The 17390-nt window shown below is 62.4% G+C and carries 14 protein-coding genes; 9 read left to right on the top strand and 5 right to left on the bottom strand.

The genetic code is table 11. The annotated features are described in order from the left end of the window. Positions 1-17: 17 nt before the first annotated feature. The 5 genes from CO676_RS16065 to CO676_RS16045 all read right to left on the bottom strand — a co-directional run bounded on the left by CO676_RS16065 (position 18) and on the right by CO676_RS16045 (position 7697). Entirely contained in the window at positions 18-1688 is a 1671-nt protein-coding gene (locus CO676_RS16065) for an ABC transporter ATP-binding protein (protein WP_014763034.1), read from the bottom strand. A gap of 11 nt (positions 1689-1699) precedes the next feature. Beyond that, positions 1700-2827 (bottom strand): ABC transporter permease, encoded by a 1128-nt coding sequence (locus CO676_RS16060; protein WP_014763033.1) that lies wholly within the window; start codon positions 2825-2827, stop codon positions 1700-1702. Then, positions 2824-3837, bottom strand: a complete 1014-nt coding sequence (locus CO676_RS16055; RefSeq protein ID WP_014763032.1) for an ABC transporter permease — start codon at positions 3835-3837, stop codon at positions 2824-2826. The genes CO676_RS16060 and CO676_RS16055 overlap by 4 nt, the downstream gene beginning before the upstream one ends. 114 nt (positions 3838-3951) lie before the next feature. Continuing rightward, positions 3952-6033 (bottom strand): ABC transporter substrate-binding protein, encoded by a 2082-nt coding sequence (locus tag CO676_RS16050; RefSeq protein ID WP_014763031.1) that lies wholly within the window; start codon positions 6031-6033, stop codon positions 3952-3954. A 191-nt stretch (positions 6034-6224) separates the two neighbouring features. Then, entirely contained in the window at positions 6225-7697 is a 1473-nt protein-coding gene (locus tag CO676_RS16045) for an alpha-glucosidase/alpha-galactosidase (RefSeq protein WP_014763030.1), read from the bottom strand. 197 nt (positions 7698-7894) lie between these two features. On the opposite strand from CO676_RS16045, the gene CO676_RS16040 reads away from it, so the two are divergent. From CO676_RS16040 to ugpC, 9 genes are all read left to right on the top strand, one after another. Continuing rightward, positions 7895-8830 (top strand): AraC family transcriptional regulator, encoded by a 936-nt coding sequence (locus CO676_RS16040; protein WP_014763029.1) that lies wholly within the window; start codon positions 7895-7897, stop codon positions 8828-8830. Between the two features lie 69 nt (positions 8831-8899). Beyond that, on the top strand, positions 8900-9967 hold the full coding sequence (locus CO676_RS16035; protein ID WP_097521794.1) for a LacI family DNA-binding transcriptional regulator: 1068 nt from the start codon (positions 8900-8902) through the stop codon (positions 9965-9967). Between the two features lie 146 nt (positions 9968-10113). Next, entirely contained in the window at positions 10114-10359 is a 246-nt protein-coding gene (locus tag CO676_RS16030) for a type II toxin-antitoxin system VapB family antitoxin (RefSeq protein WP_014763027.1), read from the top strand. Next, entirely contained in the window at positions 10359-10796 is a 438-nt protein-coding gene (locus CO676_RS16025) for a type II toxin-antitoxin system VapC family toxin (protein WP_097521793.1), read from the top strand. Before CO676_RS16030 ends, CO676_RS16025 begins: the two co-directional genes overlap by 1 nt. A gap of 126 nt (positions 10797-10922) precedes the next feature. Next, the gene (locus CO676_RS16020; protein WP_014763025.1) at positions 10923-12197 is read left to right on the top strand and encodes an extracellular solute-binding protein; all 1275 of its coding nucleotides are present in this window, start codon (positions 10923-10925) and stop codon (positions 12195-12197) included. 124 nt (positions 12198-12321) lie between these two features. Further along, positions 12322-13221, top strand: a complete 900-nt coding sequence (locus CO676_RS16015) for a sugar ABC transporter permease (RefSeq protein WP_014763024.1) — start codon at positions 12322-12324, stop codon at positions 13219-13221. Then, positions 13218-14039 carry a carbohydrate ABC transporter permease gene (locus tag CO676_RS16010; RefSeq protein WP_014763023.1) on the top strand — a complete coding sequence of 274 codons (822 nt, stop codon included), beginning with the start codon at positions 13218-13220 and terminating at the stop codon, positions 14037-14039. The genes CO676_RS16015 and CO676_RS16010 overlap by 4 nt, the downstream gene beginning before the upstream one ends. Before the next feature lie 8 nt (positions 14040-14047). Beyond that, positions 14048-16312: a glycoside hydrolase family 2 TIM barrel-domain containing protein gene (locus CO676_RS16005; RefSeq protein ID WP_097521792.1), complete on the top strand. Its 2265-nt coding sequence runs from the start codon at positions 14048-14050 to the stop codon at positions 16310-16312. After that, positions 16309-17382 carry a sn-glycerol-3-phosphate ABC transporter ATP-binding protein UgpC gene (gene ugpC, locus CO676_RS16000; protein ID WP_014763021.1) on the top strand — a complete coding sequence of 358 codons (1074 nt, stop codon included), beginning with the start codon at positions 16309-16311 and terminating at the stop codon, positions 17380-17382. The genes CO676_RS16005 and ugpC overlap by 4 nt, the downstream gene beginning before the upstream one ends. Positions 17383-17390: the final 8 nt, after the last annotated feature.

Raw genomic sequence — 17390 nt, 5'->3', positions numbered from 1 at the left:
GCCTCTGTTCTCTAAGGTCACGCGGCCACTTCGAAGGCGGCTCTGACGAGCCGCTCCGTATAGGCAGTCTTGGGATTGGAAAGAATTTCGTTCACGGGGCCCTCTTCGACGATCTTGCCGTGCTGCATCACCACGACGCGGTGGCAGAGCGCGCGCACAACCTTCAGGTCGTGGGAGATGAAAAGGTAGCTGAGCCCCCGCTCGTCCTGCAGCTTGCGCAACAGGTCGATGATCTGGGCCTGCACCGAGAGATCGAGCGCTGAGGTCGGCTCGTCGAGCAGGATGAATTCCGGCTCGAGCGCGATGGCACGGGCAATGGCGATGCGCTGGCGCTGGCCGCCGGAAAATTCATGCGGAAAGCGCGACAGGATATTGCCCGGCATGCCGGCGCTGACCAGCGCATCCTGGACACGGGCGAGCCTGTCCTTGCGGTTCTCGCCGATGCCGTTGACGATCAGCCCCTCCTCGATGATCTGGCCGATCGACATGCGGGGATTGAGCGAGGAGAACGGATCCTGGAAGACGATCTGGATCCGCGACCGCAACGGGCGCATGCCCCAGCGGTCCTTGTTATGGATCGGCTCGCCATCGAAATAGATCTCGCCGCCCTCGGTGTTGATCAGCCGGATCAGCGCCTGGCCGAAGGTGGTCTTGCCGGAACCGGACTCGCCGACGAGGCCGAGCGTCTCATGCCGGCGAAGATTGAGGCTGAGGCTGTCGACGGCGATGAGCTCCTTCAGCTCCGGCTTGAAGAAGCCGCCCTTCTTCAGCATGAACGAGACCCGGACGTTGCGGCCGTCAAGCACGATCGGTGTATTGTCGGACAACGGTTTCGCCGAGCCCGACGGTTCTGAGGCGAGCAGCCGTCGCGTATAGGCATGCTGCGGGTTGGCAAACAGCGCCGCCGTCGTATTGTGCTCCTTCACCTCGCCGAGCTGCATCACATAGACATAGTCGGAGAACTGCCGCACCACCGTCAGGTCGTGGGTGATCAGGATCACCGCCATGCCGAGATCCTGCTGCAGCTTGCGAATCAGGTTGAGGATCTGCGCCTGCACGGTGACGTCGAGGGCCGTCGTCGGCTCGTCGGCGATCAGCACGTCCGGATCGTTGGCAAGCGCCATGGCGATCATCACGCGCTGGCGCTGGCCGCCGGAAAGCTGATGCGGATACTGGTTGAGCCGTGCCTCGGGATCCGGGATCTGCACGTGGCGCAGCAATTCCAGCGCGCGGGCCGCAGCCGCGCGGCGGCTCATCCGGCGATGCGCCCGGATCGCCTCGATGATCTGGCTGCCGATCGTATAGACCGGGTTCAGCGAGCTCATCGGCTCCTGGAAGATCATCGAGATGCGGTCGCCGCGCAGCGCCCGGCGCTGCCGCGCCGAGAATTTCAGGACGTCGCGGCCGTCATATTCGATGCGCGAATGCGAGGCGACCGTGGCACGCTTCGAGAGCAGCCCCATGATGCTGCGCGCCGTCACCGACTTGCCCGATCCGGACTCGCCGACGATCGCCACGGTCTCACCGCGATAGAGCTGGAAGGAGACGTCCTTCACTGCCTCGACGGTGCCGTGCTCCACCTTGAAGGTGACGGCCACCTTGCGGGCGTCGATGACCGGCCGCGTATCCTTGGTGTGGCGGTCAATCCGTTCGTCGGGTGCCGGGACAATGCTTTCGATCGCTGCCATCGGCGTTCTCCTCAATAGGGGTCGATTGCGTCGCGCAGGCCGTCACCCAGCGCATTGAAGGCGAAGACGGTGACGAGCACGAAGGCGACGGGCGAGAGGATCCAGGGATAGGAGCCGATCGCCGAATAGTTCGCCGTGTCCTGCAGCATCAGCCCCCAGGAGATCAGCGGTGGCTTCACCGCAAAGCCGAGGAACCCGAGGAAGGATTCGAGCAGCACCACCTGCGGGATCGACAGCGTGACGGCGACGATCACGTGGCTCATCACATTCGGGAAAATGTGCTGGAAGATGATGCGCCGGTCAGTCGCGCCGATGGCGATCGCCGCCCGCACATAGTCGATCCGCGCCAGCGCCAGCGTCTTGCCGCGGACTTCGCGCGACATCTGCGCCCAGCCGAGCGCCGACATCACGATGACGACAAAGGCCAGGAAGACATTGGTCGGCGCCGTCACCGGAATCAGCGAGGCGAGCGCCAGGTAGAGCGGCAACTGCGGGAAGGCCAGCACAAGCTCCACGAAACGCTGCACCCAGGCGTCGAAGCGTCCGCCGAAATAGCCCGACACCATGCCGACCGTCGTGCCGACGACGGTCACGATGGAGACGACCGTCAGCGCGATGATCAGCGATATGCGTGAGCCGTAGAGGATGCGCGACAGCACGTCGCGGCCGAACTTGTCGGTGCCGAGCAAATGCACCGGCGTGCCGTCGACGGCGCCAAAGAGATGGCGCTGGGCGGGAATGAGCCCGAAGAGCCTGTAGGGCGCGCCCTTGACGAAGAAGCCGAGGACCTGCGGATTTTCGTAGTCGGGGCCGATGATCGGCTGGAAGGTGATCGGGTCGAGCTCTTCCGTCTCGCGCACCGGGTAGCTGCGCGGCGAGAAGACGAAGTTGCCGTCCTTGTCGCGGAAGCTGATCGCCTGCGGCGGTGCGAAGGCGACGCCGGTCGCCTTCGGATCGACCGGCGACAGGAAATCGGCGAAGATCGCCATGACAACCAGCAGGCTGACGAGGATCAGGCCGAGCAGGCCCGTCCAGGAGCGTTTCAGCCGCCGCCAGACAAGGGCGGTATAGCTCTCGTGGTGGTGCTTTTCTTCCGGCTGCATTGCGACCGGTACGGTGCTATGGGCTTCGATGGTCATGCGTAGGCCCCTCCTCCCATGCGCACGCGCGGATCGAGCGCGGCGAGCAGCATGTCGGCGATGATGTTGCCGACGATCAGCGTTGCCGAAAGAACCAGCATGAAGGTCGCGGTGACATAGACGTCGCCCACCCACATGGAGCCGACGATCGCCGGCCCAACGGTCGGCAGCGCGAAGATGATCGCCGTCTCGATCTCGCCGGTCAGCATGTAGGGAAGCACGACACCCTGATACATGATGAGCGGGTGCAGCGCGTTCGGAACGGCATGCCGCATCACGACGGCGCTCTCGCTCAGGCCCTTGGCGCGGGCCGTCTCGACATATTGGGCATTCAGCGTGTCGAGCAGGTTGCCGCGCATGACGCGCATGTTGTAGGCGAGCCCGCCGAACGTAGCGATCGCCACGACCGGCCAGACGTGCTTCACAAGATCGACGAACTTGTCCCAGGACCAGGGCGCGCCGCCATAGCGGGCGGAATGAAAGCTGTTGATCTCGCTGACATTGAAATGGAAGACGAGGACATAGACGATGATCAGCGCCATCAGGAAGCGCGGCACCGTCATGCCGAGGAAGGAGACGGTCGAAAGCAGGCTGTCCACCCAGGAATATTGCCGGGTCGCGGCGAGGATGCCGAAGCCGATGCCGATCACCGAAGCGAGGATGTGGCAGACGAGCGCCAGCGCCAGCGTGCGCGGCAGGCGTTCGCCGACGACGTCGGCAACCGGCTTGTTGTAGTAGAGGCTATGGCCGAAATCGCCGCGCGTCACGATACCGGTCACCCAGTTGACGTATTGCAGCGGCAGCGGCTTATCGAGGCCATGCTCCTTGCGATAGGCCTGCGCCTGGGCGTCGGCTTCCTCGAAGGAGGCGCCGCCCTGGTTGATGAGTTGCGAGCGGATGTAGTCGCTATAGTCGCCGGGCGGCGCCTGGATGATGGCAAAGGTCACCACGCTCAGGACGAACAGCACCGGAATGGCAGAGGCGATGCGGACCAGCAGAAATCTGAACATGGCCGTTTCCTTCTGTCGGTTTTCCGTTGGCGGTGCCGGCCAGACCGGCACCGCCCGGAGTGAAGGGCGATCCTCCCGGCTCCGAAGGTCAGGAGCCGGGAGAGACGATCACGTTCAGTTGCTCGGGCCGCTTTCGCCGGGCTTGCCCGGAAGCTGCTCTGCATAGAGCTCGTAGTCGCCCTGCTTGTCGGCCGCAACGTAGACCCGCTCGCGGATGATCGTGTCTTCAGCCCAGTTGAACATGAAGATCGGCGCGCCCGGAGGAATGTTCGAGAAGCGCTTGTTGATGATCAGCGCCCCCGGATATTCGGTCAGGCCGACGGTATCGACATTGGTCGTCGAGACCTTCTGGAACTGCTTCATCAGATCGGCGCGCGCCTCGTTGTCGTTGCTCGCGATGAACTTGTTGACGATGTCGACGAGTTCCTGCTCGTAAGGCATGAGATCGACCTTGCCGCTTTCCGGCGCCCGGTGGTGCCAGCTCGTGCGCGGGCCGGTGGGGGCCAGCTGCGTCGTGTTCTGCACGACAGAGGTCAGCTCCTGGTCGTTGCGGCGGATCAGCCAGTCGAACTTGCCGGCATATTGCGTCGCATCGCGCTTGGTACCGTCGACCGCATTGAGGACGACCTTGAGACCGAGCTGCTCCATCTGGCCGATCAAGCCTTCCGCGAGGTTGCGGTCGGTGCCGTAATCGGAATTGACGAGCATCACGATCTGCACGTCGGCTCCGCCGGCGGTTCCTTGCGGAAAGTTGACGATGCCGTTGCCGTCCGTGTCCTTGAGCCCGGCCTTTTCGAGGAGCGCCTTGGCGCCTTCGAGGTCAAAGGGGTAGTAGATGGTCGAGTTCCGGTCGTAAAAGCTCGTGCCGGAGGAAAGCCCGCCCGGGTAGATCGCCGTGAAGGGGCCCTTCACCAGCGCTTCGCCGAGCTTCTTGCGATCGACCGCCATGGTGACGGCCTGGCGGAAATCCAGGTTGCGGTTGAGTTCCCGGACCGCCTGGGCGCGTTCGTCCGGCTCTCCCCAACCATTGGCCGAGTAGTTCATGCGCAGATTGTAGCCGATGACGCGCGGACCGAAGGCGAGCCGCGCCGGGGCGGATTCATTGGCTGCGCGCTTCAGCGACTCGACGAAGTTCTCCGGCTGCTCGAGGTTGGAGAAATCGCCCGATCCGGCGATCGCCTGAACGTCGCGGTCGGCCCAGGTCGACAGCTTGTAATGCACTTCGTTCAGATAGGGCAGCTGCTTGCCGGACTCGTCGACCTTCCAGTAATAGGGATTGCGGCGCAACACGATGATGTCGTCCGGCCGGTAGGCGACCGGCACCCAGGCGCCCATCACCGGAATGTTCATGTATTCCGGCGGGAAGCCGTTCTTGTACTGGTCGTAGGTCGTGCCGGCATATTTCGGATGCTTGGTCTTGAGGATATGCGATGGGCCGGGGCAGAAAGTGCCATAGGCCATGGAATAGAGATGCTGGCGCGGGAAGGCCTCCTTGAAGGTCCATTCGACGGTATTCTGGTCGATCTTCTTCAGTGTCGTTCCTTCACCGAAGGTCTCCGGTGTCGCGCCGTTCAGCGGCGAGACGTTCGGATCGACGACATTGTCGTCCCAGTAGAACATCACATCGTCGGCGTCGAAGGGGTCGCCGTCGGACCATTTCGCGCCCTCGATCAGATGCATCGTCAGCTTGTGGCCATCCTCGGACCATTCCCAGCTCCGGGCGAGGTTCGGCAGCGGCTCGACGTCGCTCGCCTCCACCTGGTAGAGCGGCGCGGTGCGCGTCAGGCATTCGGACATGCCGATGTCGATGCCGCCCCACCCTTGAGTCTGGCCGGCGCTGTAGTTCCAGCCCTCCGGCCGGCCGCCGATGACATGGCGCATGACGTCGCCATAGACGCCGACACCGTCCGGCATGTTGCCGGTCTTGAAGACCATCGGCTCCCTCGGCAGGCGCTCGGCAACAGGCGGCAGCTTGCCGGTCTTGACGAATTTCTCCGTGACCCATTCCGGCTCTTTGTATTCGGGCAAAGCCTTGAACTCGAGAATGGACTCGCGCGGCACAAAGGTGATCTTGCCCTGCGCCGGCACGGGCGGCTGCTCGGGCACCACGGTCGGTTCGGACGCGAAGGCCTGCACGGCAAAGGCGGATATGCCGATCAGCAGGCTGGCCGTTGTTTTCAGTCGATGCGTTCTCATTGTCTCAGGTTCTCCCTCCTGTGTTCGCCACGCCGGGACGGGTGGCGCTCCTCCTAACGGTCTCCGACGTGGCGTCATGCGCCCCCGCCGGACGACATTCGCTTCCTCACGCGGATGCCGTTTCGCGCTGTCCTTTCAAAGGCTTGGCGCAGATACGAGCGGAAGACCGCTCACATTTTCCTCAGCCGGGCCTAGCCGGCAGCGCGCAGCTTTGCGGCTTCCTTCTCGGCGCGGATTTCCTCGATAGAGCGCACCTCGCGCCGGGCCGCGCCCGTCCATTCGCGGGTCTTCACCGTCGATCGGGCGAGCCGATCCTTGGCCGCCTCGACGGCATGGGCATATTGCGGCAGCCATTGTGCTTGAGCGACGACCATTTCGTCGACCATCTGCCAGACCTCCTCCGGCGTGCAGATCGCGCCGACCAGCGGGTCGTGCAGCACCGCGAGCTTCAGAAGGTCGATGTCCCCGGTGATCGCCGCATGAACGGACATGCGCTGGACATTGATCGACGAGATGCAGGTGGCGGCACAGGCCTCGGGAAGCGTAATGCCGGACACCATGTTAATGCCGAAGCGATCCACGAAGCCAGGAGATTCGATGATCGCATCCGCCGGCAGGTTGCTGATCACGCCATTGTTCTTGACGTTGAAATGACCGCGATAGACGCGCCCGGTCTCGAGCGCTTCGAGGATATGGCTCGCATGCTCGTTCGAGCGCTTGATCGTATCGAGCGGCCTGCCGGCCTCTTCGAGGAAGCGCGGATACTCGGTCTCGAACCAGTTGCGGGTCTCGGTCGAATAGCGCAAGTAGCCGCCGGTCTCGCCATGGATCCAGTCCGACATGTCGATCCATTTGGTGATCTCGTCAGGGCGCTTGCGGTACCAGGGCAGGTATTCAGAGAGATGGCCGTTGCTTTCGGTCGAATAGACGCCGAAGCGCTTCAGGACGTCGATTCTGAGCTTCTCCTGCTTGGAGAAGACCGGATGGGCCTCGAAGGCGGCAATGAGCTCGTCCTTGCCGATCTTGCGGCCGTTGAGGCGGACGTCGATGAACCAGGTCTGGTGGTTGATGCCGGAGCAGACATAGTCGAACTCGCCGTCCTTGGCGCCGAGGATCTCGGCGATCTGCTCGGCGCCGTGCTGGACGCCGTGGCAGAGACCGACAGTGTCGACCTTTCCATATTCAATCGCCGCCCAGGTGTTCATCGCCATCGGGTTGGCATAGTTCAGGAACTTGGCCCCGGGCTCGGCGACCTCGCGGATGTCCTTGCAGAAATCGAGGATGACCGGAATGTTGCGCTGGCCGTAGAGAATGCCGCCGGCGCAGATCGTGTCGCCGACGCATTGGTCGACCCCGTATTTCAGCGGAATGCGGATATCGTCCGCATAGGCCTCGAGGCCGCCCACCCGGACGCAGCTGATGATATAGCGAGCGCCTTCGAGCGCCTTGCGTCGATCTGTGGTTGCCGTGACGCGTGTCGGCAGATTATTCGCCTCGACAATCCGGTCGAGGATCGTCTTGATCATGCCGAGATTGTGCTCGCTCAGATCCGTCAAGGCGAACTCGACGTCGCGGAGCTCCGGCACGGACAGGATGTCGGTGAAAAGCTTCTTGGTGAAACCGACGCTGCCGGCGCCGATAATGGCGATTTTGAAGCTGCCCATTTTCGTTTATGCCTCCTCGCAATGGCGATCTTCGCGCTATAAGGGTAAAATCAATTCATCGAATTGATCCGGCCGCATTCGGCGGGCCGTCCTCACCGAAAACCCTTGCTTCAAACGCCGGTTAGCCGTGCGTCTTGCGCGATCTGTGGTCATTATGTGTATAATCCGGAGCGCGACTAGAGAGGGATTGTGCTTTCATGGGTAATTCTGTGCTGCAGCATTTGATCGACCGCGGGCCGGTGATGCGGACAGTTTCGCTGCCGCGGGGAAGACAGAGCCTGCATACGATGCCGACCAGCACCGGCTACGAAATCAGAACCGACGGCAGCTACGACTGGGACGGGCGCAAGCGCGGCCAGACGCCGTTCACGGTGCTGCAGCACACGATCGGCGGCGCCGGAAACCTGCGCTACGAACAGCGCAGCTTTCGCGTGCGTGAGGGCGACACGCTGCTCCTGCTCGTGCCGCACAATCACCGCTATTGGCTGGAGGACGGCGGGCGCTGGGAGTTCTTCTGGATCTCGATGAACGGCGAGGAGGCGCTGCGCATCCACCGCTCCATTCTCGCCGTCACCGGCCCTGTCCTGAAGCTGCAGCCGGAGACGGTCGAGCACTTGGCCGACTGCAGCCTCCGCCTCATTGACGGCGGCGAAACGCCCGGACGCGCCTCGGCGATCGCCTATGAGGCGGCGATGACGCTCTATGACGACGTCTTCGGATCGCATCCGGTCATCAGCGAAGAGTACCGGAAGATGCAGCACGTCATCGACCACATCCTGGCGAATCTCGAAAAGCCGCTGCCGGTCGAAGAACTTGCCCACGTCTCCGGCTTGAGCCGCGCCCACTTCTCGCGCGTCTTCGCGGCAAGCGAGGGCATGCCGCCCGCCGAGTTCGTGCTGCAGAAGCGGCTGCAGCGGGCGGTGAAGCTCTTGACCAAGACCGCGGACCTGCCGGTCAAGGAAGTGGCCATCCTGTCCGGCTTCGAGGACCCCAACTACTTCGCCAAGGTCTTCCGCCGGGTATTCGGCGCGAGCCCGACGGAGTTCCGCACCACCGGCATGTATGCGAGCGTGCCGGCGAAAACCACCAAGATAAGCGAATCGGTTACAACGCTGGCTGCGGCTTGCGATTGAAATCTTCGCGATAAAATTTTACTAAACACAGCGCACGAAGTACGTGGCTGACTGGCGGGACCTAAGGGAATGGTGACAATCAAGGAAATCGCAGCCGCCGTCGGCGTCTCTTCGGCGACCGTGTCGCGGGTTCTCAACTACGATCCGACACTGTCGATCTCCACGAAGAAGCGCCAGGCGATCATCGAGACGGCAGAAGCGCTCAATTACGCGACGCCGCGCAACCGCAGCCGGGCGGCTCAAGGTGTCGGCGTCGGGGTCAAGCTCGCCCTCGTGCATTTCCTCGAGCCGGCCCAGGAACTGGCCGACCCCTATTACGTCGGCGTGCGGCTCGGCATCGAAAGCCGGTGCCAGGCACTGAAGAGCGAAATCGTCAAGGTCTTCCACACAGGCAGCCCCCCGGAGGCGGCGATCCTCGAGGGCGCCTCGGGCGTCGTCGCCGTCGGCCACTACTATGGCGAGCAGCTCGAATGGCTGCGCCGCCACAGCCGCCACCTCGTCTTTGCCGACTACGCGCCGGCCGGAGATGCGGACGACAGCGTGTTGAGCGACGTCGCGATGGCAATGATCCGGCTCCTGGAAGCGGTTCACGGCATGGGCTATCGCCGGATCGGCTTCATCGGCTGGATCGATGCTTTCCACGAACCCGAAAACATCCATTCGGAGCGCCGTTGCCGTACCTATATCGAGTGGATGGTAAAGGCCGGGCTCTACGATCCGGCTCTGTGCATGGTCGAGCGGATGACACCCGACAGCGGCTACGCGCTCACCAAGGCGATGTTGTCGAAGCCCAATCCGCCGAAGGTCCTGATTACTTGCAACGACAACATGGCGCTCGGCGCCTATCGGGCCATTCGCGAGATGGGCCTCAGCATCCCAGAGGACATTGCCGTGGCGAGTTTCAACGACATTCCCGTTGCCCAGTTTCTGGGGCCGCCGCTTTCCACGGTGAAGATTCCGGCCGAACTGATCGGCGAAACCGCCGTCGACCTGCTGCTCGAGCGCCTTTCCGGGCGCGAGGTTGCCAAGAAGGTGGTCCTCGGTACCGAGATCGTCTGGCGGGGGAGCACCCCGGCGCGGGATGATCCTGGAGTTGGCCGAACCACGGCCGCACGCGAAGAATTAGGCTCCGTCTAGACGTCGGCTCTATGTTCGTCGCGCTGCTTTGCCCATTTGGAGGCAGGCGCGACCGCGTGGCGGCATGCCCCGGCTTGCAGGCGGCGTATATCCCACATAGAATATACGTATATTCGTATTTGGAATATACAGATGAGGAGTCCCCGATGTCCCTCTATATTCGCGACGGTGCCGTCGACGCGCTTGCGAAGCAGGTCCAGCAGGCGATCAATGCTCCTAACAAGACGGAGGCGGTGCGCAGGGCGCTGCTCAATGAGTTGGAGCGGGCAAAACACGCTATCCCGTTGAAAGACCGGATCAAGCGGCTGCAGGAGGATGTTCGCGCCATGGGTCCGGACGATCCGGACTTCGATATGAAGAAATTTACCGATGAACAGTGGGGCGGCATCTGATGTTCCTCGATGCCTCTGCCATCGTTGCAATCCTTGGCAACGAGGAAGACGCCGATCTTCTGATTGCCAAGATCGAAGAAGCGGCGAAGCCGATCTACTATTCATCGCTTTCCATATTCGAGGCGGTCATCAGCCTCGCCCGAAAAAAGCGGGTCGGTGCGCTTGGACACCAAGTGCCGATGCCGCCGTACCTAATTGATTTGGCGCAACAGCACGTTGAGGTTTTCATCGAAGCGATTGGGGCGAAAGAGTTGACGATCGATAGCGCAATGCATCGCACGGCGATCAACGCCTGCCGGACCTACGGCGGCGTAGTCGCCCACCCCGCAAGGCTCAATTTCGGAGATTGCTTTTCCTATGCGTGCGCCAAAGCTCATCGCCTACCGTTGCTCTTCAAGGGCGAGGATTTTTCCCTGACGGACATAGAGCGCGCCTAAGCTGGTCTGTGAAAAACCCGCGGTAAAAATTTACTGAAAATATTGCGCTGCTCCCAATTTTAGGAAATACTCCCGGCCAGAGACAGGGAGGACTGTCTCGGGGAACGAACCTTGAGGGAGGAATGAATGGATATTTTCGCGCGTACCCGTCTGCCGCGGATCACCGCTCTCGCTTTGGCGAGTGCTAGCTTTCTGGCGGTGACCGCCGCTGAGGCGAAGGAAATCACCATCTGGTGCTGGGATCCGAACTTCAACGTCGCGATCATGAAGGAAGCGGGCGCCCGCTACACCAAGACGCATCCGGACGTCACCTTCAACGTCGTCGATTTCGCCAAGACCGACGTCGAGCAGAAGCTCCAGACGGGTCTCGCCTCCGGCACCGCCGATGCGCTGCCTGACATCGTGCTCATCGAGGACTACGGCGCGCAAAAATATCTGCAGTCCTTCCCCGGCGCCTTTGCGCCGCTTTCCGGCACCGTCGATTATTCCGGCTTCGCTCCCTACAAGGTCGAGGTGATGACCGTCGACGACCAGGTCTACGGCATGCCCTTCGATTCCGGCGTCACCGGTCTCTATTACCGCAAGGACTACCTCGAGCAGGCCGGCTTCAAGCCAGAGGACATGCAGAACCTCACCTGGGATCGCTTCATTGAGATCGGCAGCCAAGTCGAGGCGAAGACCGGCAAGAAGATGATGGGCCTCGACCCGAACGATGGCGGCCTTGTCCGCATCATCATGCAGTCCGCCGGGCAATGGTATTTCGACAAGGAAGGCAAGCCGAACATCACCGGCAATGCGGCGCTGAAGGCGGCGCTCGAGACCGTCGGCAAGATCATGTCCGCCAACATCTACAAGCCGGCCAATGGGTGGTCCGACTGGGTTGGCACCTTCACTTCGGGCGACGTCGCCACGGTCGTTACCGGTGTGTGGATCACCGGCACCGTCAAGGCGCAGCCGGATCAGGCCGGCAAATGGGGCGTCGCGCCGATCCCGGCGCTCTCGATCGAGGGGGCGACGCATGCCTCGAATCTCGGCGGATCGAGCTGGTATGTGCTCGAAAGCTCGGCGGAGAAGGCCGAGGCGATCGACTTCCTCAATGAGATTTACGGCAAAGACATCGACTTCTACCAGAAGATCCTGCAGGACCGCGGCGCCGTCGGCTCGCTGCTCGCCGCCCGCGGCGGCGCAGCCTACGAGGCCGCCGATCCGTTCTTCGGCGGCGAGAAGGTCTGGCAGAACTTCTCCGACTGGCTCGTGAAAGTGCCATCGGTCAAGTACGGCGTCTTCACCAACGAGGCGGATCTCGCGGTCACCGCGCAGTTGCCGGCGCTGACACAGGGCACGCCGGTCGACGAGGTGCTGAAGGCGATTGACTCCGAGATCAGCGGGCATATCCAGTAAACCGAGAGCGGGATCAGGCAGCGGATCCGTCCGCGCCTCGACTCAGCAGGTTGCCCATTTACTGACCCACGGCCGTGGCGGCTTGAGCCACGGCCAACGATATCAGTTACTCATGAGGTTGACGATGGCTCTCGCCCGCCGCGGCGGCATCGGCCGATATTATGACGTCAATGGCTGGCTGTTCGTCGCACCGGCGCTCGGGCTGATCGCCCTGTTCATGGTCTATCCGATCCTCTGGTCGCTCTGGATGTCGTTCCAGTCCGGCCGCGGCATGATGATGAAGTTCGCCGGATTCGGAAACCTCGTCCGCCTCTGGAACGATCCAGTCTTCCTCAAGGCGCTGACCAACACGATGACCTATTTCGTCGTGCAGGTGCCGATCATGATCCTGCTCGCCCTGATCCTGGCGTCGCTCCTCAACAATCCGCGGCTCGTCGGCAGGGGGTTCTTCCGCACCGCGATCTTCCTGCCCTGCGTCACCTCGCTTGTCGCTTACTCCGTGCTCTTCAAGGGCATGTTTGCGCCCGACGGCATCGTCAATTCGACGCTCCAGGCGATCGGCATCATCGCCTCGCCCATTCCCTGGCTGACAAATCCCTTCTGGGCGAAGACGCTCGTCATCATCGCCATCACCTGGCGGTGGACCGGCTACAACATGATCTTCTATCTGGCGGCCCTGCAGAACATCGACAAGTCGATCTACGAGGTCGCGCGCATCGACGGCGTCCCGGCCTGGGCCCGCTTCACCCACATCACTATCCCGCTCCTGAAGCCCGTCATCCTCTTCACCACGGTGATTTCGACGATCGGCACGCTGCAGCTCTTCGACGAGGTCTATAACCTGACCGAGGGCAAGGGCGGACCGTCCAATGCAACGCTGACCCTGTCGCTCTACATCTACAATCTCACCTTCCGCTTCATGCCGAACTTCGGCTATGCGGCGACGGTCTCCTACGTCATCGTCATCCTCGTCGCCCTTCTCGCCTTCCTGCAGTTCTTCCTGGCCAGGGAGCGCGAGAAATGAGCGCCAACCCCGCACGCATCGCATCGGCTGTCTTCACCTACGGCTTCGTCGGGCTGATGGCCTTTCTCTCCGTCTTCCCCTTCATCTGGATGGCGCTCGGCGCGACCAATTCCTCGATCGACATCATCAAGGGCCGGCTCGTGCCCGGTGAAGTGCTGGCAACGAACATCGCCAACTTCTTCACCCTGGTGAATGTGCCCCTGGTCTTCTGGAATTCGGCGAAGGTCACCATTTTCGCGACGGTGCTTACCCTGGCGGTCTCGTCGCTCGCCGGCTACGGCTTCGAGATCTTCCGCTCGCGACGGCGCGAGGGGCTTTACCGCGCCATGCTGTTGACGCTGATGATCCCCTTTGCGGCGCTGATGATCCCGCTGTTCATCATGATGGGCAAGATGGGCCTCATCAACACGCATATCGCCGTCGTGCTGCCGACGATCGGCTCGGCCTTCATCGTCTTCTACTTCCGGCAGAGCACCAAGGCGTTTCCCTCGGAACTGCGCGACGCCGCGAAGGTCGACGGCCTCAAGGAGTGGCAGATCTTCCTCTACATCTATGTGCCGGTGATGCGCTCGACCTACGCGGCCGCCTTCATCATCGTCTTCATGACCGCCTGGAACAATTATCTCTGGCCGCTGATCGTGCTGCAGTCGAACGAGACGAAGACGATTACGCTGGTCATCTCCTCGCTCGCCTCGGCCTATTACCCCGACTACGGGGTGGTGATGGTCGGTACGTTCCTGGCGACGCTTCCCACCCTCACCGTCTTCTTCTTCATGCAACGCCAATTCGTCCAGGGCATGCTGGGCTCGGTCAAATAGGAACGATGATGCGCTCTGTTACCTCATTCAACGATTCATGGGTCTTTTCCGAAGGCTTCTCTGTCGCCGACGCTGGCGCGCTTCAGCCTGGCCAGGCCGTCAGCCTGCCGCATAATGCCGTCGAGCTGCCCTTCAACTATTTCGACGAGACCTCCTACCAGCGAGCCTTCACCTATCAGAAGGTCATTGTCTCAAGACCGGACTTCGACGGTCGCGAGGTCTCGCTCGTCTTCGACGCCGCGATGGCCGATGCCGTCGTCTATCTGAACGGCGAGGGGATCATCGCCCACAAGGACGGCTATACGCCCTTCGAGGCGCGCCTGACCGGCAGGCTTTGCGATGGCGACAACCTGATCACGGTCAAGATCGACGGCAGCGAGAACCCGGAGATCCCGCCGTTCGGCGGCCGGATCGACTATCTCACCTATGCCGGCATCTATCGCGACGTCTGGCTCAAGGTCACCGACCAGGTGTCGATCGCCAACATCAAGATCGAGCCCGGCGACGTGCTATCCGACACGAAGTCGGTCGCCGTCCGCTGCGACCTCGCCAACCCGCAGGGCCTCGCCTTCGCCGGCACCGTGACCGCACTCCTCAGGGATGCGAAGGGCGAGGTCGTCGCCGAGGCGGTCGCCGAGACCAGCGGCGAGGACGTCACGCTCGAATTGACCGGCCTCAAGGGCCTGTCGCTCTGGGACATCGACCATCCGGTGCTCTACCAGGTCGAAGTCCAGCTCCGGACCGATCACGGCCGCGACCGGCTCGCCTCGCATTTCGGCTTCCGCACGGCGGAGTTCACCGTCGACGGTTTCCGGCTGAACGGCCGGCCGCTCAAGATCCGCGGCCTCAACCGGCACCAGGCCTTCCCCTATGTCGGCTACGCCATGGGGCGCAGCGCGCAGGAGCGCGATGCGGAGATCATGAAGCACAAGCTCCACTGCAATCTCGTGCGCACCTCGCACTATCCGCAGTCGAAATGGTTCCTCGACCATTGCGACCGCATCGGCCTCTTGGTCTTCGAAGAAATCCCCGGCTGGCAGCACATCGGCGGCGAGGCATGGAAAGAGGAGGCGATCCAGAACGTCCGGCGCATGATCGAGCGCGACTGGAATCATCCGTCGATCGTCATCTGGGGCGTCAGGATCAACGAGTCGCAGGATTCGCACGATTTCTACGTCGAAACGAACCGCCTCGCCCGCGACCTCGACCCCACCCGGCAGACCGGCGGTGTGCGCTACATCACCGACAGCGAGTTTCTCGAAGACGTCTACACGATGAACGACTTCATTCTCGGCAACGAGGAACTGCCCGGCTCGAACCGGCCCCGCACGGCGCTGCGCCCGCAGCAGGAATGCACCGGGCTTTCCGGCAAGGTGCCCTACCTCATCACCGAATTCGGCGGCCACATGTATCCGACGAAGATCTACGACCAGGAACAGCGCCAGGCCGAACATGTCCGCCGGCATCTCGAGGTGCTGAACGCCGCTTACGGTGACGACAGCATTTCCGGCGCCATCGGATGGTGCATGTTCGATTACAACACCCACAAGGACTTCGGCTCCGGCGACCGGATCTGCTATCACGGCGTCATGGACATGTTCCGCGAGCCGAAATTCGCGGCTTACGTCTATGCCAGCCAGTGCGAGCCGTCGGAAGAAGTGGTGATGAAGCCCGTCACCTTCTGGGCGCGCGGCGAGCGCAATATCGGCGGCGTGCTGCCGTTGATCGTGCTCACCAACTGCGACGAGATCGAACTGAAATACGGCTCGCTTACGAAGCGGGTCGGCCCGGACCGCGAGACCTTCCCACATCTGCCGCATCCGCCGGTCGTCATCGACCACCGCCACTTCACCAAGGACGAGCTCGGTGTCTGGGGCATGAAATGGGAAAGCGCCGAATTCACCGGCTTCATCGACGACAAGGCGGTCGCCCATCTCCGGATGGCTGCCGATCCGCTGCCGACGACGCTTGCCGTTGAAGCCGACAGCAGGACGTTGCAGGCCGAGGGGCGCGACAGTGTGCGCGTCATCGTCCGCGCCCTCGATCAGGCCGGCAATATCCTGCCGTTCCTGAACGACGCCATCGATATCGCGGTTGATGGCCCGGCACGGCTTCTCGGACCGGAGCGCGTCGTCTTCCAGGGTGGTTCGACGGGCTTCTGGCTGGAATCAACCGGCAGTGTCGGCGACATTCTCGTCACCGTAACGTCGTCGCGTCTCGCCACGACCAGGCTTGCGCTGTCCGCCACTACCGAAGGAGCGGCGCGCGCATGAGCGAGCTCCAACTCAGCGATGTCCGCAAGTCCTATGGTGGTTTCGAGGTCATCAAGGGCGTCGACCTCGAGATCAAGTCGGGTGAGTTCGTCGTCTTCGTCGGACCGTCCGGCTGCGGCAAGTCGACCCTGCTCCGGATGATCGCCGGTCTCGAGGAGATCACCTCCGGCGATCTGACGATCGACGACGTGCTGATGAACGATATCGACCCATCGAAACGCGGCATCGCCATGGTCTTCCAGTCCTATGCGCTCTATCCGCATATGACGGTGCGGGAGAACATGGGCTTTGCGCTGCGCTTTGCCGGCGTGCGCAAGGCCGAGATCGAAAAACGGGTCAGCGAAGCCGCCAACATCCTGGAACTCGGGCCCTTGCTCGACCGCAAGCCGAAGCAGCTTTCCGGCGGGCAACGCCAGCGCGTGGCAATCGGGCGGGCGATCGTCCGCCACCCGAAGATATTCCTCTTCGACGAGCCGCTCTCCAACCTCGACGCGGAACTGCGCGTCCACATGCGCATCGAGATCGCGAGGCTCCACAAACAGCTCGCCGCCACGATCATCTATGTGACGCACGACCAGGTCGAGGCGATGACGCTTGCCGACAAGATCGTCGTCATGCGCGGCGGGGTGGTCGAACAGGTCGGCTCGCCGCTCGATCTCTACGACGATCCCGCCAATCTCTTCGTCGCCGGCTTCATCGGCTCGCCGAAGATGAATTTCTTGAAGGGCGTGATCGACAGCGAGGGCGGAGAGACCCATGCACGCCTGCCGGACTATGCCGACGCAAAAATCCCCGTCGGCTTGAAAGGGATGGCAACGGGCACGCCGGTGACGGTCGGCATCCGTCCCGAACACTTCAAGGAGCATGGCTCGGCGAGCCTGGAGCTGACGATCGATATGCTGGAGCATCTCGGCGGCGAGACTTTCGCCTATGCTCGTCACGGCAATGGCGAACTTGTTATTATCGAAACGAAGAACGGCCGCGGCCTCAAATCCGGCGACCGCATTTCTGCTCGCTTCGATCCGGGCTGCGCGCTGGTGTTCGACGGGGATGGGAAGCGGCTGCGGTAGTGCGGCTT

This window comes from Sinorhizobium sp. BJ1, from assembly GCF_002531555.1.
Taxonomy (GTDB): Bacteria; Pseudomonadota; Alphaproteobacteria; order Rhizobiales; family Rhizobiaceae; genus Sinorhizobium; species Sinorhizobium fredii_B.
This window is presented reverse-complemented; position numbering and strand designations above follow the sequence as displayed.